Annotated in this window: 22 protein-coding genes; 9 read left to right on the top strand and 13 right to left on the bottom strand. The window is 66.8% G+C overall.

Going from position 1 to position 19,949, the window contains the following annotated elements:
* Nucleotides 1–6 precede the first annotated feature (6 nt).
* The 5 genes from F3087_RS09000 to F3087_RS08980 all read right to left on the bottom strand — a co-directional run bounded on the left by F3087_RS09000 (nucleotide 7) and on the right by F3087_RS08980 (nucleotide 3,330).
* Nucleotides 7–297, bottom strand: a complete 291-nt coding sequence (locus F3087_RS09000; RefSeq protein WP_223884935.1) for an ArsR/SmtB family transcription factor — start codon at nucleotides 295–297, stop codon at nucleotides 7–9.
* 83 nt (nucleotides 298–380) lie between these two features.
* Nucleotides 381–950, bottom strand: coding sequence for a mycothiol transferase (locus tag F3087_RS08995; protein WP_150401385.1), 570 nt, complete (start codon nucleotides 948–950; stop codon nucleotides 381–383).
* A gap of 53 nt (nucleotides 951–1,003) precedes the next feature.
* Nucleotides 1,004–1,351, bottom strand: a complete 348-nt coding sequence (locus F3087_RS08990; RefSeq protein ID WP_150401384.1) for a S26 family signal peptidase — start codon at nucleotides 1,349–1,351, stop codon at nucleotides 1,004–1,006.
* Between the two features lie 49 nt (nucleotides 1,352–1,400).
* Nucleotides 1,401–2,603: a GGDEF domain-containing protein gene (locus F3087_RS08985; RefSeq protein WP_223884934.1), complete on the bottom strand. Its 1,203-nt coding sequence runs from the start codon at nucleotides 2,601–2,603 to the stop codon at nucleotides 1,401–1,403.
* Nucleotides 2,604–2,799: 196 nt separating this feature from the next.
* Complete coding sequence (locus F3087_RS08980; RefSeq protein WP_150401382.1) at nucleotides 2,800–3,330, bottom strand: CGNR zinc finger domain-containing protein; 531 nt, start codon at nucleotides 3,328–3,330, stop codon at nucleotides 2,800–2,802.
* Nucleotides 3,331–3,368: 38 nt separating this feature from the next.
* Here F3087_RS08980 and F3087_RS08975 point away from each other — a divergent pair, with 38 nt between their 5' ends.
* Nucleotides 3,369–4,367: an EamA family transporter gene (locus F3087_RS08975; RefSeq protein ID WP_150401381.1), complete on the top strand. Its 999-nt coding sequence runs from the start codon at nucleotides 3,369–3,371 to the stop codon at nucleotides 4,365–4,367.
* A gap of 387 nt (nucleotides 4,368–4,754) precedes the next feature.
* On the opposite strand, the gene F3087_RS08970 is transcribed toward F3087_RS08975, so the two are convergent.
* From F3087_RS08970 to F3087_RS08960, 3 genes are all read right to left on the bottom strand, one after another.
* A complete protein-coding gene (locus F3087_RS08970; RefSeq protein ID WP_223884933.1) occupies nucleotides 4,755–5,726 on the bottom strand; it encodes an endonuclease/exonuclease/phosphatase family protein in 972 nt (323 codons plus the stop codon).
* A gap of 116 nt (nucleotides 5,727–5,842) precedes the next feature.
* A complete protein-coding gene (locus F3087_RS08965; RefSeq protein ID WP_150401379.1) occupies nucleotides 5,843–6,247 on the bottom strand; it encodes an ArsR/SmtB family transcription factor in 405 nt (134 codons plus the stop codon).
* Nucleotides 6,247–6,903 carry an SRPBCC family protein gene (locus tag F3087_RS08960; RefSeq protein WP_150401378.1) on the bottom strand — a complete coding sequence of 219 codons (657 nt, stop codon included), beginning with the start codon at nucleotides 6,901–6,903 and terminating at the stop codon, nucleotides 6,247–6,249. The genes F3087_RS08965 and F3087_RS08960 overlap by 1 nt, the downstream gene beginning before the upstream one ends.
* 194 nt (nucleotides 6,904–7,097) lie before the next feature.
* Here F3087_RS08960 and F3087_RS08955 point away from each other — a divergent pair, with 194 nt between their 5' ends.
* Complete coding sequence (locus F3087_RS08955) at nucleotides 7,098–8,342, top strand: PucR family transcriptional regulator (protein ID WP_150401377.1); 1,245 nt, start codon at nucleotides 7,098–7,100, stop codon at nucleotides 8,340–8,342.
* A 5-nt stretch (nucleotides 8,343–8,347) separates the two neighbouring features.
* Here the strand turns inward: F3087_RS08955 and F3087_RS47100 are convergent, their stop codons facing one another.
* Together F3087_RS47100 and F3087_RS08950 are read right to left on the bottom strand one after the other, a co-directional pair.
* Nucleotides 8,348–8,482: a hypothetical protein gene (locus tag F3087_RS47100; protein ID WP_263407201.1), complete on the bottom strand. Its 135-nt coding sequence runs from the start codon at nucleotides 8,480–8,482 to the stop codon at nucleotides 8,348–8,350.
* A gap of 115 nt (nucleotides 8,483–8,597) precedes the next feature.
* Nucleotides 8,598–9,935: a dicarboxylate/amino acid:cation symporter gene (locus tag F3087_RS08950; RefSeq protein ID WP_150401376.1), complete on the bottom strand. Its 1,338-nt coding sequence runs from the start codon at nucleotides 9,933–9,935 to the stop codon at nucleotides 8,598–8,600.
* 335 nt (nucleotides 9,936–10,270) lie between these two features.
* Between F3087_RS08950 and F3087_RS08945 the strand changes: the two genes are divergently transcribed.
* Both F3087_RS08945 and F3087_RS08940 read left to right on the top strand, forming a co-directional pair.
* The gene (locus F3087_RS08945) at nucleotides 10,271–11,182 is read left to right on the top strand and encodes a DUF1206 domain-containing protein (protein WP_223884932.1); all 912 of its coding nucleotides are present in this window, start codon (nucleotides 10,271–10,273) and stop codon (nucleotides 11,180–11,182) included.
* Between the two features lie 223 nt (nucleotides 11,183–11,405).
* On the top strand, nucleotides 11,406–11,942 hold the full coding sequence (locus F3087_RS08940) for a hypothetical protein (RefSeq protein ID WP_150401375.1): 537 nt from the start codon (nucleotides 11,406–11,408) through the stop codon (nucleotides 11,940–11,942).
* A gap of 59 nt (nucleotides 11,943–12,001) precedes the next feature.
* On the opposite strand, the gene F3087_RS08935 is transcribed toward F3087_RS08940, so the two are convergent.
* The gene (locus tag F3087_RS08935) at nucleotides 12,002–12,835 is read right to left on the bottom strand and encodes an NAD(P)H-binding protein (RefSeq protein ID WP_150401374.1); all 834 of its coding nucleotides are present in this window, start codon (nucleotides 12,833–12,835) and stop codon (nucleotides 12,002–12,004) included.
* A 348-nt stretch (nucleotides 12,836–13,183) separates the two neighbouring features.
* Here F3087_RS08935 and F3087_RS08930 point away from each other — a divergent pair, with 348 nt between their 5' ends.
* From F3087_RS08930 to F3087_RS08915, 4 genes are all read left to right on the top strand, one after another.
* Complete coding sequence (locus F3087_RS08930) at nucleotides 13,184–14,656, top strand: M1 family metallopeptidase (RefSeq protein ID WP_191093860.1); 1,473 nt, start codon at nucleotides 13,184–13,186, stop codon at nucleotides 14,654–14,656.
* Between the two features lie 83 nt (nucleotides 14,657–14,739).
* A complete protein-coding gene (locus F3087_RS08925; protein WP_150401372.1) occupies nucleotides 14,740–15,063 on the top strand; it encodes a hypothetical protein in 324 nt (107 codons plus the stop codon).
* Nucleotides 15,064–15,130: 67 nt separating this feature from the next.
* Nucleotides 15,131–15,688, top strand: a complete 558-nt coding sequence (locus F3087_RS08920; RefSeq protein ID WP_150401371.1) for a cytochrome P450 family protein — start codon at nucleotides 15,131–15,133, stop codon at nucleotides 15,686–15,688.
* 112 nt (nucleotides 15,689–15,800) lie between these two features.
* The gene (locus F3087_RS08915; protein ID WP_150401370.1) at nucleotides 15,801–16,610 is read left to right on the top strand and encodes a hypothetical protein; all 810 of its coding nucleotides are present in this window, start codon (nucleotides 15,801–15,803) and stop codon (nucleotides 16,608–16,610) included.
* A gap of 8 nt (nucleotides 16,611–16,618) precedes the next feature.
* Here the strand turns inward: F3087_RS08915 and F3087_RS08910 are convergent, their stop codons facing one another.
* On the bottom strand, nucleotides 16,619–17,461 hold the full coding sequence (locus F3087_RS08910; protein WP_150401369.1) for a S1/P1 nuclease: 843 nt from the start codon (nucleotides 17,459–17,461) through the stop codon (nucleotides 16,619–16,621).
* Nucleotides 17,462–17,753: 292 nt separating this feature from the next.
* On the opposite strand from F3087_RS08910, the gene F3087_RS08905 reads away from it, so the two are divergent.
* Nucleotides 17,754–19,292 (top strand): alpha/beta fold hydrolase, encoded by a 1,539-nt coding sequence (locus F3087_RS08905; RefSeq protein WP_150401368.1) that lies wholly within the window; start codon nucleotides 17,754–17,756, stop codon nucleotides 19,290–19,292.
* Nucleotide 19,293: 1 nt separating this feature from the next.
* On the opposite strand, the gene F3087_RS08900 is transcribed toward F3087_RS08905, so the two are convergent.
* Nucleotides 19,294–19,947 carry a response regulator gene (locus F3087_RS08900; protein WP_150401367.1) on the bottom strand — a complete coding sequence of 218 codons (654 nt, stop codon included), beginning with the start codon at nucleotides 19,945–19,947 and terminating at the stop codon, nucleotides 19,294–19,296.
* Nucleotides 19,948–19,949 lie beyond the last annotated feature (2 nt).

Genomic DNA, 19,949 nt, shown 5'->3' with positions numbered 1-19,949 from the left:
CGTAGGTCAGAGAACGCGGTGCAGTTGTTCGGTGAAGCCGCGGATGCGGGCCTCGTCGCGGCGGTAGTAGATCCATTGGCCGCGCCGGGTAGCGCAGAGGAATCCGGCGCGTTGCAGGATCGCCAGATGCGCCGAGATGGTCGAGGCCGACGTGCCGGCCTTCTGCTGGATGAGACCGACGCACACGCCCAGCTCGGCCGTGTCGCCGCGCCCGGGGAAGTGCACCTCCGGCTCCTTGAGCCACTCCAGAACGCGCAGGCGGGTCTCGTTCGCCAACGCCTTGCACTCGTCGAGCACGCCCACCACCTTTCGGTATTTCGCTAATTAACGAACTTACGCCGCATCCGTGCGGGCGGCACCATGACCCTGCTCACGTGCGGCTAGCCGGCGCTGCGTGGACGCCAGCCGGGCGGCGGGTCCTCCCCGACGCGCCCGTCCACGGCCTCCCGGAGCAGGTCTGCGTGGCCGGTGTGGCGGCCGTACTCCTCGATCAGGTCGCAGACCAGCCTGCGCAGGCTGAGGTGACGGCCGTCGGGCCAGGCGAGATGGACAAGTTGGTCGAGGCCACCGTGGGCCAAGGCCGCGTCGAGCTTCGCCCGCGAGCGGGCGACGGTGTCGTCCCAGATCGCGTAGAGCGCTGCCGGAGCGTCGGCGGCGGCCGACTCGAAATCCCAGTCGGGATGCGCATGCCAATCGACGGCGTCCCAGGGTGGGCTGACCGGCGTGCCGCTGAGTTTTCGGCTGAACATCTCGTCCTCGGCCCGCGCGAGGTGCTTGAGCAGTCCGCCGAGCGTCAGCGCGGACGCGCCGATCCGGAGCTGTAATCCGGCCGAGTCGAGGTCGTCGGCCTTCCATCGGAACGTGGCCCGCAGACGCTCGAGCGCACCGACCAGGTGCTCGGCTTCGGTCCCGGCGACGGGCGGTTCCCAAGGAGTGTCGCTCGAAGTCATGCAGCCACCGTAGATCGCATCGCCGGGCTTCGGGAACGAGAAGTGCCGCGAACTCACTCGGCCGGACGGAGGATCTTGCCGTCGACGTTCCTGCGCGGCACGCCCTCGATCTCGGTACAGAGACCGAAAACCCTTGCCCGGCTGGTCCATCCGTTGATCCGGCCGTGATTGTTGCCGATCTGCACCCGGTCACCGGCGATCGCGGTCACCAGGTGCAGATAGGTGGTCCCCGAAACCCGGACCAGCACAATGTCGCCGACCTCGATCGTCGCCGGATCGACCGGCGCGATCGTCACCAGCTCGCGGCTGCGGATCAACGGCACCATCGAAGAACCGACAGGCCGGATCCGCACCGTAGCCCCACCCGCCACGCGCGCGGCAGCCGCGTCCAATGCGCCCATCCACGCAGTCTCTCGGCAAACACTCTGCGCTGCAACCTTTTTTGACCAGCTATACCGGCGGGCGCACCGAGCGGGTGTGTAGTCCGAACTCCTCGGCAGGCGGTGTCGGATGGATTTCCGGAACGCCGGAGGGTTTGCGGCGCGGACGGGGCAGCGGTTCGTCCTGTCCCGCGATGGCAACGGCGTTGCCGCCGCGGCGTTTTGCGCGATACATCGCCGAATCGGACCCGCGGAGCAGGCGGCGGTAGGTGGCCACGTTGTACGGGCCGGCGGTCCGCGAGTCGTCGAGGACCGCGACTCCGACGCTCGCGGTGATGGCCAGCGGGAGGCCGGGCATGGACTCGATCGCCAGGCGCAAGCGTTCGCCGACGGCGGCGGCGTCTTCGCGCAGGCAGCCGACGATCACGAACTCCTCACCGCCCGTGCGGGCGATGAGCGCGTCGGAGTCGACCGCTTCGCGTATGCGCTGCGCTGTCCGGATCAGCACCTCGTCGCCGAACGGATGACCGAACGTGTCGTTGACGGCCTTGAACCGGTCCATGTCCAGCGTCGCGACGAACGCCGATTCGCGACGGCAGTGCACGATGTGCCCGGACAGCCGGGCGTCGAGGCCGCGGCGGTTCAGCAGCCCGGTCAACGGGTCGGACAGCGCGTCCGCGCGCAGCAGCCAGTGGCAGAACTGCACGAACGGGAGCATGACGCCGACCACGACCAGCATGACCAGAACGACCGCCAGCCCGAGGGCCAGATCTTCCCAATGATGGTCCGGCACTCCGCCCGCCAACTCGCCGCGGAACATCAGGAAGGCCAGCACCACACTCGTGAGCAGCGTCCACCCGACATGCAACGCGAGAATCCGCGGACCGTGGAATACGGTCACGTACGCCCCCATCGCGGTCAGCAGTACGACACCCAGAACTCCGACGACGCGATCGTGCACCAGCAAATCATTGGCAGTGGTGTCGATATCGAAAAGCACGATCCAGACGAGCGACTCGGCTTCGCGCGGCCACGGCAAGAACCACCAGCGCAACGTCCACAATCCGGCGACCGTCGCTTCGACCGCGCCCTGCACCTGCCCGACCCACCCCGCGACGTCCCCCTGCGCGATCGACGCGAGCACCGCGATCAGCAGCATGACCAGCCCGCCTGCACCGAGCATGAACTTGAACCGACCGAGCGCGCCGTGCGATTCGAACGTTTCGACCAGGGCACGGTAATCGACCGGGTCCCGCCACCATGTTCGAAACATCGATCGGTCGTCGGTCAATGAATTACCGCCTTTGGTCGACTACGGAACCGGGCAATCGCCCGGGTCCCCCCTGGTCATCCAGCTTGGCGTGCAAATCGACAGTAAAACCTGGTGTACGGATCACGCAATGTGAGATCTGCGCTATCCATTTCGTGCGGAAAAGCCTATCCTAACGGCCGGTTTACCCGGTCCGCGATCATTTCTTCCGCGCGCGGTAGGCCGCGACCGCGTTGCGGTTTCCGCAGGCCGTGCTGCAATAGCGCCGAGATCGGTTGCGGGACAGGTCGAGCACGATTCCCTCACACGCGTTGTCCGCGCAGATCGATAGCCGGCTCAGCTCGTCGGTGCGGATCAGATCGATCAGCGCCATGGCCGTCTCGACGGCGATCCGGACCGGAAACGGTGCCTCGGGCGGCACTGCGTGAATGTGGTAGTCCACTTTCCCGTGCCGGACCAGTTGCGGCACCGCGCGATGCTCGGCCAGGGTCTCGTTCACCAGCCGCGTCGTCGTGTCGCGATCGCTGGTGAGCATCCGGCGCAGCGGCGCGCGCAGGGCACGGACCGCCGCGAGCTCGGCGGCGTCGCCGGTATGCACGCCGGTGTAGACGTGTTCGGCGAAAAACGCGTCCAGCTGGTCGATTTCGGTCAGCGTATCCGGCTCCTCGGCCGAATTCACCAGCTCCACCGCAGCCAGCAGCGACTCCTCGGTGTCATGAGCAAAAATCATGTTGACATATTACATGCCCACCCATAGCGTCATTACCCATGGCTACGATGACTCATGACACGGCCGTTCAGCGGCTCCGATCCGGACTGATCCTGGCGGTGCTGTCGGCGTCGTCGTTCGGCCTGTCCGGTTCACTGGCCCGCGGCTTGATGAACGGCGGCTGGAGTGCGGCATCGGTCGTCGCCGTCCGGGTACTGGTCGCTGCGGCCGTGCTGATCCCGATCGCGGTGCAGCAGTTGCACGGCGACTGGCAGTTGTTGCGCCGCAACGCATCTCTGATCACCGCGTACGGGCTGGTCGCCGTGGCCGGTACGCAGCTGGCCTACTTCAACGCCGTCGCGCACATGGCCGTCGGCGTGGCACTCCTGATCGAATACACGGCCCCGATCGCCGTCGTCGCCTGGCTGTGGTTGCGCCATCGGCAACGGCCCGGCGCCGCGACGGTCGCCGGCGCGGCGCTCGGCATCACCGGCTTGTTCCTGGTCATCGACCTGCGCTCCGGCATGAGCACCAGCTGGATCGGCCTCGCCTGGGCCCTTGCCGCGATGATCGGCGCGGCGGGCTACTTCGTGCTCTCCGCGCAGGGCGACGGCACGCTGCCGGGCACCGTCCTCGCCGCAGGCGGACTCCTCATCGGCGGACTCGGCCTGCTCGCCGCGGGCGCGGTCGGCATCGTCCCCTTGCACGCCACCACGAATCCGGTCGTCTTCCAGCACTTCACCGTGTCCTGGTGGCCACCGGTCCTCGTCCTCGGCGTGGTCACGGCGGCCCTCTCCTACGTGTCCGGCATCGCCGCCACCCGCCTGCTCGGCTCCCGCCTGGCCTCCTTCGTCGCACTGTTCGAAGTCCTGGCCGCACTACTCTTCGCCTGGGCCCTGCTCGGCGAAGCCCCCCGCGCCATCCAATTGCTCGGCGGCACACTGATTCTCGGCGGCGTAATCGTCGTCCGCCGCGGTGAGATCGACACCACCGATGCACCCCGGGCCAAGCCCGGCACCAGCGAAACACCGGTGCCCGAATTCGGCACCGAGCGTTAGGAATTCGATTGTCGAGCGCACCGCGGAACAACCCACGTCCCATCTGCCCGCTGGTCACGGCCTACCGCCCACGGCCCAACGGCCCACGGCCCACCGCCTGCCACTCGAAGCTCGCTGCTCGGACGCTCAGCCGGTCGCTCGGTCAGGGTGCACTGCTTCTCAGCGATGCGGTCGCTGTGCCGCGGACTCGACACCAGCGACACGCTGCGGACCGCCCCTACGCGCGACGAACCCCGCACCCGGACGGCACTCTCGGCAACAGAATCCGCACTCTCTCTCGGGAAACGCACCGGCTTTAGGGCACTGATTTCGGTGCGTCTCCCGAGAGCGGGTGCAGATCTTGGGCGAGGTCCGGTTCGTAGGCATAGTTGGGTTTGGCGGTGAGGGTCAAGGATTCGGCCGGGGTGGATGGTGGAGGAGGATGCGGGCATACAGGGCACGGTGGTCCGCGCCTGGCATGCGCACTGTCTCTACCTCGACTGCACGACCTCGGGCGACGAGGAAGTGGTCGATGCCGACCACGGGCGGCCAGCTCTTGTCGGTTGGATAGGTGACCAGATGGCCGGCACCCGCTTGGTCGGCGGCGTCACCGAACCGGCCCGCGAGCATCGCGCGGAACTGGGCGTGGTCATAGGTCGCGTTGAAGTCGCCGCCGACGAGCACCGGGCGGTCTGCTGGCGACCGGTCGAGAATCTCACGCAGGCGGGACAATTCGTCAGCCCAGACGGATGTGCCGTAGACCGGCGGCACCGGGTGGAAGGCGTAGGTCGCTACCGGCCCGATGTCCGGAATCGTTGCCGTCGCGGAGAGTTGGTTCAGTACGAACCCGTCGTACTCGACAGTCTCCGACAACGGATAGCTGCTCCAGATCCCGGTACCGGTCGCCGTTCTGCCAGGAGACAGATACCGATGCGGCAGTAACTGATCGAGGCCCGCCTTACCGAGACCCTCGACCGCTGCGGGCGTCAGCTCATTGACGGTGAGCACGGCGATATTCCGCGCACGCACTTCATCGACCAACGCTCGCGGATCGGCACCGTCGAACAACAGGTTGGCCTGCATCGCATTCACCGCAGACCCACCGTCGTCGCCGGAGCTGCTGAAATACAGCGGAGCCTGCGTCCACACCGCACCGGCGACGACAACGATCGCCACCCCGGCTCCGACCCACCGCCGCATCGCGAGAAATGCCACGGCCCCGACCAGCCCACACGCCATCAGGTACGGCGCACCCGAAGCGGCCAGCACCGATATCCGAGACTCCGACCGACTGAAGTGCAACCCGACCCCGGCAACGCCTACCAGCACCGCCAACCACGCCAGCAGGTTGACCCCATCCCGAACCACCTTCGATCTCACACCACCAGACAACACGAACACCGCGAACGACCCGAGCCGAGGGCGGTCGACGCGGCACCGCCCACCACCTCGACGTCACGCAAACCCACCCGTCCGCAACAGAATTCGACGCCCACTCACGCAGGCCGGACATCCTGCTCGGACGACTCTCCCGCACCCCGACCAGGCTCCGCCTGCCGAGCCCGCCGACCACGCGCAACCTCGGTAGCAAGCGCATCCAGCGGTTGAGCGAACTGCGCCAACGGATCAACCAGCTGAGCCAACCAAGCCTGCGCCGCCGCCACCCCGTCGGCGTCGAGCGCGTAGAACCGCCGTGTCCCCTCCGCCCGAACACTCACCAACCCGGCATCCCGAAGCACCTTGAGATGCTGCGAAACACCAGGCTGGGAGATCCGCGTATATCCTTGCACCGCAGCGACAACCGTGCCCGCGGCCGCCTCGCCGCCCGCCATCAGTTCGAGAATGTACCGGCGCACCGGATCACCGAGCGCCTCGAAAATCTTCTCCGCCGAACCCGCCATCAGGACTCTGGAGTGTCCTCGGGCTCAACCGTGTAGAAGGTGATCGTCCGCTGCGCGGACTCGTGCGCCGCGGCCGCATCATCACCGTCGGCGACCGCCGCGTCCGCCCACCCCTTCGCCGCCACCTCTACGAACACCAGCCCTTCGGGCGTGGTCGGAAACGTCATCCCCTCGGTCGAGTCCACCGCTTCGCCGGTCGCCAGATGCAGACCGAGCGCCATCAACGCAAGATCCCAGCCCACACCGACCGCGCCGGGACCGTACTGATCCCAGAACTCGGGCATGACGGGCGCCTCATGGGCCAACTCCAGCACGGTGCTCGCGCCATCGACGGTCAGCGTGACCGTCACCCACGACACCTGCGGACCCATCTCCCAGGTGATGGCGAACCGCTGCGGCTCGTCGCACTCCTCCACGACGCCGCCCGCGTTGCCCTCGGTCTGAAACCGCCCGCCGACCTTCAATTCGCCGCTGACCGGCAGGAACCAGCGCGGTATCCGGTCGGCATTGGTCAGCGCGTCCCACAGATCGCTCTGATCGGTGGCGTAAGTACGGCGCGCGATCACGATCCGGGTCGGCGAGCCGTCGCGCGATCCGGTGCGGACCTCGCGAACGACAAGCCCGGCGATAGCCGCAGGGTCGGTGAGCAGGGGCATAGCAACCTCCTTGTATAAGTCTTCACTTATGTTAGCGGACGCGCCCCGCCCGCGCACCCTCCCGCTGTGATCAATCACAGCTACCAGCGCGCCGCACCCTCCTGTTCTCACAAATTGGCTGGTAAACGCCGCAGACCACCAAGCCGCAGTTAATGTGAACCTGCTACATAGCTAATGCTGACAAAGGAGTTGTCATGGCTGTCGACAGTCCGATCCGGCCGAATCTGACGATCTCCGGGAAACCGATGTCCACCCCGCTGCGCGATGTGCGAGCGCTGTCCCGGCAAATGGTCGGCCACTTCGTCGAGAATGTGGTGCCGTGCGGGACGCTGCCCGGCGAAGCGATCTACGGCGACGTCACCACGATCACCCGGGTCTGCCTCGAACTCGCCGCCAGCATGCTGGACGGGCACAACATTCCGGCGAAGGTCGAACAGCTCGAGGAGGCCGCGGCCGGCTGGGCGCGCGAGGGCGTGCCGATCGACGCGATCCACAACGCCATTCACGCCGGCTTCCAGATGGGCATGGACCTCGTCGTCTCGAACCTGACGGTCAAGGATCTCGACAACTTCGTCGACGGCTCGAAGCTGAACATGGAGATCCTGCACACGCTGACCTCGGCCATTTCCCGCGCCTACTTCCGCGAACTGCGCGCCGCGGTCAGCGAGCACCACACGGCGGTTCACACGCTCACTTCCGCCCTGCTCGGCGGGCGGCCGACCTCGACGATGGCCCGCGAGTGCGGCATCGCCATCGCCGAGTCGTATGCCGTTCTCGCCGTGTCGATTCCACGCCACCGCGACGAACGCAACCCCGCGCTCAATACGCAGGTAGTCGCGCGCCGCAAGCTACGCCGCACTCAAGCCGAGCTGGCTGCCCGCTGCGGCGGCAACGCCCTGTCCCTGCTCAGCATCGACGGCGGCACCATCCTGCTGCCCGCCGACCAGCACCCCGACGAGCAACTCGACGCACTCATCGAGGGCCTGTCCCAAGCCGCGCAGGTCGGCATCACCGCCACCTTCGTGCAGGCCACCCCCGAACAGATCCCCGGCGCCGTCGACCAGGCCCACGAACTCCTCGACATGGTGCACCGCCTGCACTGCGTCACCGGCCTCTATCGATTCGACGAACTCGCCCTCGAGTACCAGCTCACCCGACCGGGCCCCGGGCGCGAATACCTCGGCGCCGTCCTCACTCCACTGGACGAGCACACCGAACTGCTCGAAACCCTGCAAATGCACATCAGCAACAATCTCAACCGCCAGCGCACCGCCCGCGCCCTGCACGTCCACACCAACACGGTCGACTACCGGCTCAAGCGCATCGGCCAGCTCACCGGCTTCGACCCCTCCCAACCCTCCGGCCTCTGGTACCTGCGCTCCGCCCTGATCGCCCGCTCGTACCACCCCACCGACCCGACCAACCGCCAAGCAGGCTGATCGATTCAGTCCCCCGACTCCTGATCATCACTGTCCTGCTCGGCCTCCACCTCACGGGTAGCCATCCCACCCGCACCCCCTTGATCCGTCGGCCCGGGCCGCCCACCCTTCGGCTCCTCGTCCTCTTTCCCACGTGACATGCCGGCTCCTTCCGTCGTCGCCTCGCTATACCCACCGCACCCTGGGTCAACCAGACGACAACCGCCGATTCACGAGGTCAGAGGCGCACCGGGCGGACAAGGTCCACCGGTGTCGTCATGCGGCCACGGGAACCTTTTCCGCTTCCCGTTCCGGCTCCGGTTCGGGCGCGGTCAGTGGCGCGGAGGGCGCGTCGAAGGTCTCTTGGTCGAGGATGCCTTCGCGTTTCGCGACGAGGACCGGAACCACCATCTGGCCGGCGACGTTCGTCGCGGTGCGGATCATGTCGAGGATCGGGTCGATGGCCAGGAGCAGGCCTGCGCCGGCCAGCGGGAGGCCGAGGGTGGACAAGGTCAGGGTGAGCATGACGATCGCGCCGGTGAGGCCGGCGGTCGCGGCGGACCCGACCACGGAGACGAACGCGATCAGCAGGTAGTCGCGCAGGTCGAGGTGGGTGCCGGTGATCTGGGCGACGAAGATCGCGGCCAACGCCGGGTAGACGGCGGCGCAGCCGTCCATCTTCGTGGTCGCGCCGAACGGAACCGCGAACGACGCGTATTCCCGTGGGACACCGAGCCTTTCGGTGACCATCCGCTGGGTCAGCGGCATCGTGCCGATCGACGAACGCGACACGAAGGCCAATTCGACTGCGGGCCAAGCCTTTGCATAGAAACGGAGCGGGTTCACGCCGCCCACGACGCGCAGCAGGATCGGGTACACGACGACCATCACGATGAGGCAGCCCGCGTAGACCGCGATCGTGAACGTCGCCAGCGGCCGCAGCAGACCCCAGCCGTAGCTGGCGATCGCCTTCCCGATGAGACCCGCGGTGCCGATCGGCGCCAGCCGGATCACCCACCACAGCGCCTTCTGCACCAGCTCCAGTACCGATTCGGCCAGTGTCAGAAAGGGTTTCGCCCGCTCGCCGAGTTTGAGCGCGGCGACGCCGAGCACCGCGCCGAGGAACACCAGCTGCAACACATTGTTGCCGGTGAACGCGCCGACGACGTTCGTCGGGATGATGCCGGTGAGGAAGTCGGTCCAGCCACCCTTCGAGTCAGGGGTCTTCGCACCGACCAGGGTCAATTCGACACCGCGACCCGGATTGGTGATCAGCCCGAGCACGATCCCGACGGCGACCGCGATCAGCGCGGTCGCCAGGAACCACAGCAGGGTGCGACCGGCCAGCCGCGCGGCATTGGTGACGTGCCGCAGTCCGGCAACGCTGACCAGCACCGCGGTGAACACCAGCGGCGGCACCGCAAGCTTCAGCAACTGCACGAAGATGCTGCCGACCTGGGTCAATGTACTGGTGAGCCAGGCGGAGCCGGTGGCGCGGGCGAGGAAGCCCGCCGCGATACCGACGACCAAACCGAGCAGGATCTGGACGCCGAACGACCAACGCGCCGGATTCAGGGCACGGCTACGCGAACTAGGTGAAGACAAGAGAACCATCCAAGACAATCAGGGGATCCGGTGAGCTGAGCGCGCGTCAGCGACACAGCTGCGCGGCCAGCCGGCCGAGATCCACATGCAACCTGGCAACCAGGTGCACGACTGTCACAGAGAGATTCATAACGTTCTGAACCGTAGGCGATTCGTCCGATCAATTTCTCCCCAGGTCGGTCAATCGCGGTATGGGCTGTGTCACAACCCGTTCCGAGCAGCGCTGATCGCGCGGTGACCGCATTCCCCAGTCGGCCCGCCCCACACCGGATCTCGGCTCGAGCACCGGGGTGTCAATCGACCGGAAGTGGGCATTACGCCCGTTGAAGAGATGAGGAACAACCATGAGTATCTTCCGGAACACCACCAGATATCGACGACGCGATCGAGTCGGCACCGTGCGCGGCGGCCGCGGACGATCCGGCTGGGGCCGCCGGGCCAGCGACTATCGCCGGCGTAGGTCCACCACATCGAGCGGCGTGGAAACCGCCGCACGCTTCGGCTTCATCGCGCGCGGCATCGCCTACATCACCATCGGCATCATCGGTTTCATGCTGGCCATCGGCATCGCCGAGCACGAGCCGGACGGCGGCGGCGCGCTGGCGGCCATCGCGACCAAACCCCTTGGCTACCTTCTGCTCTGGATCCTGCTGTTCGGCTTCGCCGCCTTGGTCGTCTGGCGCGTCACCCAGATCGCCAGTGCGCGAAGGACCTACTCGGGCGGGCATCGCTTCTACGCGATCGTCTCCGGAATCGTCTATGCCCTGGCCTTTTTGGGCACCTTCCGGTACGTGGTGCACGGCCGCACGCCGAAACCGAGCGACGCCATCGCCCGCGACCTGACCGCCCGCATCCTGAGCTGGGACGGCGGCCAGGTGGTCGTGCTGGTGATCGGCCTGGCCATCATCGCCTTCGGCATCTGGCAGACCATTCTCGGCCTCAGCCTCCAGTTCGTCGACGACCTGCGTATGGGCTGGATGACCCACGGCGCCCGTGCGGCCGTGATCTGGCTCGGCCGCATCGGCTACCTCGCCCGCGGCGCCATCGTCATCGCGATCGGTATCGCCGCGGTGGTCGCCGGGCTGAATTATGATCCCGCCGAAGCCAAGGGTATCGATGCGGTCCTGCGTGACTTCGTCGGAAAGCCGTTCGGCCCATGGCTGCTCATCCTGATCTCCCTCGGCCTCATGGCCTTCGGGGTCCTGTCCTTCCTCGAGGCCAAGCACCGCAGAACCTACGGCGGTGTCCCGGTCTAACCCCCGGACTCCACGCGACGACCCCGGCCACAGTGCCGGGGTCGTCGTCATGTTCCCCAGTTGCCCCGTTTCCGCACGTCACGCATTGGGGGGCAATGTCTTTCGGGTCTTGACGCGGAGGAAATCGTAGGGTGATGCCGCCATCGGCGGAGACACATTCCACCGGTGGCTTGCTCGTCCCCTGAAGCAGCGTGCGAACAGCACAGTAGTAGGAGGTACGAAGATGGCCCGACGTATGCGAATCCTGACGATGATGGCCGCGACAGCGCCCCTCGCGGTGGCCCTGGCGATCCTTCCGGCGGCTCCGGCCCAGGCCGCCGATGGTGATCTGAGTTGCTCGGCGACGCTCGACCTGACCTTGACCCCGCCGCTGCGGGCCGGTGGCGACGCGAAGGTGTCGGTCAGCGGCGACCTCAGCGGCTGCGCCTCGCGCAACGGTCAACATGCCGACCTGCGCGCGGGCAAGCTCACCGGCACCGGCGCGGCGACCGCCACCGCCGGTGGTTTCAATCCGTGCGGGTTGCTGGTCACCGCGAAAGGTAGCGGCACGATCGGCTGGGTGTCCGGCGCCGACAGCACGTTCGACTGGCGGATCTCCCCCGACCCGATCACCGGGCTGGCATTCAGCGCCACCGTCACCGGCGGCCAGCTGAAGGGTGACGCGATCACCGTGGCGGCGCGCAGCGCGACGCCCAACCAGGGTTGTCGCACCAACGGCCTGTCCACGCTCGCCGTCACCGCGCAGGTGACGTTCGGCTGATCCCGTCCGGCGAGCCAGGTCTGAAACATCAGACCTGGCTTGCTCTTTCGGCATCCCGGCTACTTCCACGCGCCGGCCGCCACCGCGTCGCGCACGTAGTCGGCGAAGTCGATCGGGTCGCGGCCCAGGAGCTGCCGGACGGTGCCGGTCACGTGGGCGTTGCGGCCGTCCAACAGCGTCGCGAAGATGTCGATCAGGCCGGCCACCTCTTCGTCCGGCATCCCGAACTCGACGGTCAGCACCGCACCGAACTCCGCACCGGTGACCGGGATGTACTGCACGTCCCGCCCGCTCTCCTGCGCGATCGCCGCCACCGCGTCGCCGAAGGTCAGCAGCCGCGGGCCGGTGAGTTCGTAGTTCCGGCCCGCGTGCCCGTCCTCGGTGAGCGCGATCGCCGCGACGGCGGCGAGATCAGCGGAGTCGACGAACGGCTCCAGGACCTGGCCCGCGGGGAAGGCGACCGCACCGGCGAGCACCATGTCCGTGAAGACGCCCTCGTCGAAGTTCTGGTTGAACCAAGCCGCTTGCAGGACAGTCCATTCGGCGCCGCTCTCGCGCACCGCCGCCTCGGCGGCGGCGGCCTGATCCTCACCGCGCGCCGACAGCAGCACCAGCCGCCGCACGCCATTCGCCACGGCCAGCTCACTGAACGCCCGAATGGTCTCTCCCGCACGGGGATCCCCGATGTCCGGGGTGTACATCACGAACGCAGCCCGGACGCCGTCGAGCACCGGCGCCCAGGTGCTCCGGTCCGCCCAGTCGAACGGGAGATCCGCCGAGCGGGAGCCGATCCGAACCGGGAATCCGTTGTCGGCCAAGCGTTCTGCCACTCGACGGCCCACCTTGCCGGTGCCCGCGGTGACCAGGATGATGTCGTTCTTCGTTGTTGTCATGCTCCTAGTCAAGCCGCCGGAGCGTCGACGAACCATCGACGAAAAGCTCAGTTCCATGCGTGAGCGTCTCAGTCCCCCACCCGCTCCGGATGATCAGCTGAAAGCATCTCCGACACCGCACAACTAGGCATTCTGCACAGAATTTCCGAGACGTTCCGGAATACCCGTTCACCTGATCGAAATCCCCAGTTGATCTCCACTGGAGATGGGGTACTCCACTGTGATTCTCTGGGTATCTGCTCGAAATTACCCCTGTGTCTGACACATTGGAGTTCGTATACCATGAGACGTTTTCACTTGTTGCGCACGACCTCGGCACGAGCTGTTCCACTGCTGGTGGTCGCAGCATTGGCTTCGAATGTAGGCACGGCCTCCGCGGCGAACCTCACCGGAATCGGCGACCCCAATTTCCCGAATATCGGCAGCGCCGCATACGATGTCTCCAATTACAGCATAGACCTGAAATTCGATCCGTCCTCCGGAAGGCTTTCCGGCACAACGACGATCACCGCGAAGGCCAAGCAGGATTTGAAGGCCGGTACCTCCATCGGTTTCGACTTCCTGCTCCAGACCCAGTCGGTACTGATCCAGAACAAGCCCGCCAAATACACCCTGGGCAAAGACAAACTGGCCGTGACCGTGCCGGTGAATCTGGCGCCCGGCGCCGAATTCACCACCGTGGTCGCGTATAACGACATCCCGTCCCGGGTACAGAATGCGGCAGGCGCCCGTAACTGGATCGAAAACGCGGGCGGTGCACTGATTTCCAACGAGCCGTTCTCCGCCGAATGGTGGTACCCGAGCAACGACCACCCGACCGACAAGGCGACCTACGCGATCTCGGTGCTCGCGCCCGAGGATCGCGACGTCCTGTCCACCGGCGTCGAAACCAGTGTCACCCAGACCATTCCGGGCTGGAAGCGGCACAACTGGCTGAGCAAGGCGCCGCAGATGACCTACGCCACCTTCCTCGCCATCGGCAAATACGAGCGCAGCGGCCAGGACGCGGGCACCCCGGCCCGGCCGAACCTGAACGCCTACGCGACCGACCTCGACCCGACCATCCGGGCCAACGCCAAGTCCAGCATCGAGCGGACACCGGAGATCGTGGACTGGCTCGCCAGCACGCTCATCCCGTACCCGTACGAGGCGACCGGCGGCGTCGTGGACGCGCGGATGGGCGGCTTCGCCCTGGAAACCCAGACCCGGCCGACCTACACCGACGGCTTCTTCCGCCGCGGTAAGAACGACTCGGTGGTCGTGCACGAGAACGCCCACCAGTGGTTCGGCGACTCGATCTCCGTGGCCACCTGGAAGGACGGCTGGCTGAACGAGGGTTTCGCCAGTTACATGGAATACCTCTGGTCGGAGAAGAACGACACCGGCAGCGCGGCGGAAATCGCCGACTACGCCTACGCGACCTCGACCCGGATCAATTGGAATGTCGTACTGACCGATCCGGGACCGGCCGACGTACTGCCGGCCGAGCTGTACACCCGCGGCGCATTGGCCATCCAGGCGCTGCGCAGCGCGATCAACAATGACGACGTCTTCTTCCGGTTGATCCGGGAGTGGCTGACCAAGTACCAGTACGGCAATGCCAAGGTCTCGGATTTCATCGATATGGCCAACGCCGTGACCGGCCGCAGCACGAACGCGTTGTTCAAGACCTGGCTGACCGATAAGGGCAAGCCGGCCTACAAGCCGACCGACGCGACCTTCGACGCCAGCGCAAAACGCGCCCCGAGGTCGGCGACCCCGACACCGGCGAAGCCGAAAGTTTGGGACGATCTCTACGCGGTGGTGACCCAGAAGCAGTAATTGCCGACATCGACGCCGGGCCCGTGGCAACACGGGCCCGGCGTTGCCGATCTATCCACCTTCGATCGACAAGAATGAGCCGCATGAGTAAAACCAGTGAGCGCGAGGCTGTCATGGACCGGCTGTGGGAGGAACACCTGCGCGCGACTTTTCCCGACCGACTACGCGGCGCGGAACCGGCGGGCATCGAAATGGTGTTACTCGACGCGGCCATCGCGGGCTGCGTGTCCACCTGGCAGGACAACGGCGGCTACCTCGACAACGAACTCCTGCGCATCTTGCGTAAACGCATCGCCGACCTCGATCAGGTCCTGCCGCTGCTCACCGACACCGAGGAACTGCGCTACTGCTGGCGCCTGCACCGGCTCGCCGTGCACGCCGCGGACTCGGGCGCGCGACTCCACTGACTTCCGCGCCTGACCTGAACAAATCGCTGCTAGCCTGAGATTCGGTTGCATCCGGTCTAGGAACGGCATGGTTATGCCCGGCGAGGTTCGAGCCGAAATCGGTTGGTGGCGGGCGCTTGTCGATCGGGATCTGCCGACCGCGCTGGTCGCGCGGGCACAGCGGGGCGGCGGGCTCATGCGGATCCGGGTTCCGTTGCCGGGGCGATTCTGGTTGCTCACCGAACCGGCGCTCATCGATCGCGTGTTGCGTACCGGCGCAACCGAATTCGACAAGGGTGGGGCGATCTATCGGATCATTCGGACCGCGACCGGCGATGAGGGCCTGTTCGTGGTCAACGATCCGCACACCATCTTCCGCCACGTCGCCGCCGGCACCGAACTCGCTGGTCGCCGAATGCATCCCGGCGACCAGCTGTTCATCGCCCTCGGCCCCGCCCGGCTCCCGTTCGGCACCGGCAAACGAAAGTGCATCGGCGAACCGGTGGCGCTGCTCACCGGCGCCCCGTCTATCGCGGTGCTCGTCCAGCGCTTCGGTCACTGGCAACGGACCCGGCCGGGCAATCGGCAGGTCCGCTACGCGACCACCGCCCCACCCCGGCACAGCGCGATCACCTTCACCCGATAACAGCGCTTACGATTCGTTTATCGACCGATGATGCCGCCGCAGTAGGGTTCGGCGGTCGGCGTGCCAGGCTGGCGAGGTCGGTTGTCGAATGGGCGAAGGAAGCCGAAGCGTTGTGACCACAGCAGAAGAATTCCGGGAAATCATGGCGCGGTTGCAGACCGTCGCCGACGAATACCTCGCCGCGGAAGCCGAATTGGCGCAGGTGACCAAGGAGCTCGAAGCCGGCCTCGACGAGGCGGATCTGGCCGCGGAGGCCAGCCGAGATCCGCAGCTGATGACCGAGCTCCAGACCTTCACCAGGGCCTTCCGCGCCGCCCGCGACGGGCAGGCGGACGCGGTGGACACCGACTGGACCGAGGAGATCCGCGCCTTCGCCGAGGCGTATCAGGCCGCAGAGGTCAATGGCGCACCGGTGCAGTCGATCTCCCATGCCGGGTGGCGGCCCGGTGCGCGCGTCGGCGCGCATACGGCTGTCGCGCAGTCGATCCTGATGGCCCGCCACGACTCCGGCAGCGGCGCGACGCTCATCTTCGAGGAGGGCCATCTCGACTCGTTCGTCTGCGGCGGCCTCGGCGGCGACTTCACCGCGCGCCCCTTCACGGTCAAGACGGTGATCGACTCGGGCTTGTGCGGCGTGCTCGCGCCCGGTGCGGAGAAACTCGAATTGATCAGCGAGAACGGCACGGTCTTCCCGGCCGACATCGTGGCGCGCACCTTCGCGGTGACCATCGATCTGCCGAGTGAACGCCGGCTGAACCAGCTGCGCCGCGCCTACGCGACACCCGACAACCAGGTGCCGCTGGTGTTCGACAACGATCTCCGCGGGGAGAACGACGAGACCCTCGATCACTTCACCGTCCGTGTGTACGGCCCTGACCACACACTGATGTACACGGGACCCGTTCTCGCTGATCAATTCTGAGCGGTGACCTACCCGGTGGCTGATCCGGTGGACCCGGTCGGTATGCCGAGCACCGCGTTGAGCAGCTGGCCGAGCGACTCCCCCGCGAGGCGGAGCTGCGACTCGGCTACCGGGAGGAACTGGTTGGTGTACTCGTCCCCGATGGTGTTCGAGGCCGGGTAGACGCCGGGCTCCAGGGCGATCCGGCAGCTGGCTTCGGCCCAGCGGACCGGATCGGTATCCGGTTGGGCCGGCGGCAGGTTGGGCGCGGGCAGGGCCAGCAGCCGCTGCAGCTCTTCGGCGTCGCTCGCGTGCCGGGTGTTGAGCAGCCCGCTGTCCCACACCGCGTGCAGGTTCGTGCTGCGGCCCAGGTAGTGGAGCTTGATCTCGTTTCCGCCGCGGTCGCGCGCGTACCCGGCGTGCATCGGCTGATTGATGTCACCGACGAAATGCACGATGAACTTCAGCGCCTGGCGACGATCGGCCACCGGACGGGCCCGGTCGGCGAGTATCGCGGTCTGCCGCCGCAACGCTTCGATGACGTTCTGGCCGTCGTTGCCGTTCACCGCGGGTTCGTACACGCAGCCGTTCTCGGCGATGTTGACGTAGTGCCACGGCGCGGAGATCTTCCCGAGCTCGGGGTCGTTGTTGCGCACCTCGTCGGCCCAGTTCGCCACCCCGGCGAGCGTGGGGTCGGGCTCGCCCGCGAGCAGGCGGTTGACCTCGTCCCTGGCCGGTGGGCTCAACCGCAGGTCCGCGATCGCACCGGTGGTGTTGTGGCCCTGCGGTCCCCAGGCATTGGCGGCGGGTGGCACCGACAGCAGGATTGCGGCGGCTGCACACACGCTGACTACGGCTGCTCTACCTAGCATCAAGAACAAATCCCTTCCGAGCGCACCCGCCGGAGCGGGGCATGGATTGAGTTATGTTTCGCCTCTTGCTGATTCAAGTATCGACGACAAGTGGCATATGCCGAACAAACTTCGGGATAAATCTTCGTGCGACAGGTATTCCTTCCGGCCGAGCCGGATTGCGCGAAAGTCGGTCGCCAGGTAGATGCTGAGCGGCGGTTCCGGTCCGTACCGTCCAGGAACGCACCCGCTGCCCGGCGGGTCGGCGATCAACTGGCGGCGGAGCGAACGCCGCACTGACTGTGAGGCTTTCATGAGAGCATTCCGATCCGATCATTGCGCGGCCGCCGCCGTGCTGGCATTGTCGCTGGCAGGTTGCACATCAGCACCCGATGAACCGGTCATAGGGCTACCGAGCCGGCTCAATGACCAATCGATTACCTGGCACGATTGCCGAACCAGCGCGGAGGATGAGGTCGGGGAACGCCTGGCCGCGGCCGGCGCCCAGTGTGGCGAGTTCCGGGCACCGTTGAACTACGCCGAGCCCGCCGGACAGACCATCACCATCGCCGTCGCGCGCCGGGCCGCGCCGGACAGCGCGCGCCGACTGGGGACGTTGCTGGTGCAGACCGGCGGACCGGGACCGTCCCGCGACGGCGTGACGATGATCGTCGACGGCCCCGAAGGCGGCCATCCGGCGCCGGCCCTCGCGGAGCGCTACGACCTGGTCGGCATGGATCCGCGGTTCTTCGGCGCCAGCACGCCACTCGAATGCGGCTGGCCCACAGGCACATATCTCGGCCTGGCTCAATCCGCGCCGACCAACCGCGCGGACTTCGACCGGACCGTCGACACCGCACGCGAGTTGGCCGATCGCTGCACGCCGAATCGCGCACTGCTGCCACACGCCTCGACTCGGAATGTCGCGCGGGATACCGACCTGCTGCGAACACTGCTCGGGGAGCAGAAACTGTCGTATATCGGCTGGTCCTGGGGAACATATCTGGGCGCGGTGTACATGCAGATGTTCGGAGATCACGTCGATCGGGTCGTGCTCGACAGCTCGCTGGACCCGCGGGCGCCCGGCCCCGATCTGACCCGTGACACGGCACCGGCCGATGCGGCCGCGTTGGCCGATTGGGCTCGCTGGGCGTCCGATCATGACGCGGAATTCGGTTTGGGCACAACGGGAGACGCCGTTCTTCGTACTGTCGACAAAATCTTTCGCAAGGCAGTCGCCGACCCGATAACGCTCGGCCCGCTCACGATCACCGCGGACATGATCCCGGGTCTGCTTCTGACCGTGGACGATTCCGACACGTCCTATGCCGAGCTCAGCCAACAGGTGCGCGTCCTGCGCGACGCGACCGATCCGACGCCGGCCATGGCGAGCAAGCTGGCGCTCTACACCGACACCACCACCGTTCCCGAATTCGGTTTCAGCGCAACGGTTGCCAATCAATGCGCCGATCGCCCCGCCCGCCCGATCGACGCCTACTTCGCCGACATCGAGCGCCATCGGGACGCAGAACCGCTATTCGGACCGCTGGCCCGCCACCTCACCCCCTGTGCGGTGTGGCCGACAACCCCGGCCGAACCCGCCACCGAGATCGACAACCAACTCCCCGCCCTGCTCATCGGCGCCACCGGCGATCCGGTCGCCCCCGCCGCAGGCCAACGAGCAATGCGCACAGCACTTTCCGGCTCCCGATCGATCACCCTGGCTGCCGCGTTCCGCCACGGCGTCTATCTCATCGACGGCGGCCGCTGCGTCGACAACGCGGTCGAGCGGTACCTGCTCGACGACTACCTACCCGCCGACGACTCGACCTGCCACCGCGATCAGAGCTGACCTACCCGGCGCCGGGCCGGCGCAGTCCGGCCTCGTGCGCGAGGATCACGGCCTGCACCCGGTCCCGCACGTCGAGCTTCGCCAGAATATGCCGCACATGGGTTTTCACCGTTCCCTCCCCCACCGCCAACGCGGCCGCGATCTCGGCATTCGACGACCCGCTCGCCATCTCGTGCAGCACAGCGGTTTCCCGCTCCGTCAGGCATGCCACCAGTTGCCGCGCGACCTGATTTACCGGCGGCGCGAGCCGATCGATCAACCGCCGCGTCGTCGATGCCGCCAACACCGCGTCTCCGGCGTGCACATGCCGCACCGCGGACAAGAAGTCTTCCGGCGGCGCGTCTTTCAGCAGGAACCCGCTGGCACCCGCGCGCACCGCGGCCATCGCGTAGTCATCGAGGTCATACGTGGTCAGCACCAGCACCTTCGGCGGCCGATCGACCGACAGTATCTGCCGCGTGGCTTCGATCCCGTCCAGTCGCGGCATCCGCACATCCATCACGACCACATCCGGCGCGACCCGCACCGCCTCGGCCACGCCGCTCGCCCCGTCCCCCGCCTCACCGACAACGCACATGTCCGGCTGCGAATCCACGACCATCCGGAAACCGGCCCGCACCAACGCCTGATCCTCGACCAGCAGCACCGTGATCACCG

The sequence above is a fragment of the Nocardia colli genome, assembly GCF_008704205.1.
GTDB lineage: Bacteria > Actinomycetota > Actinomycetes > Mycobacteriales > Mycobacteriaceae > Nocardia > Nocardia colli.
Note: the sequence above shows the minus strand (reverse complement) of the source record. Positions and strands in the feature narration are given on the sequence as shown.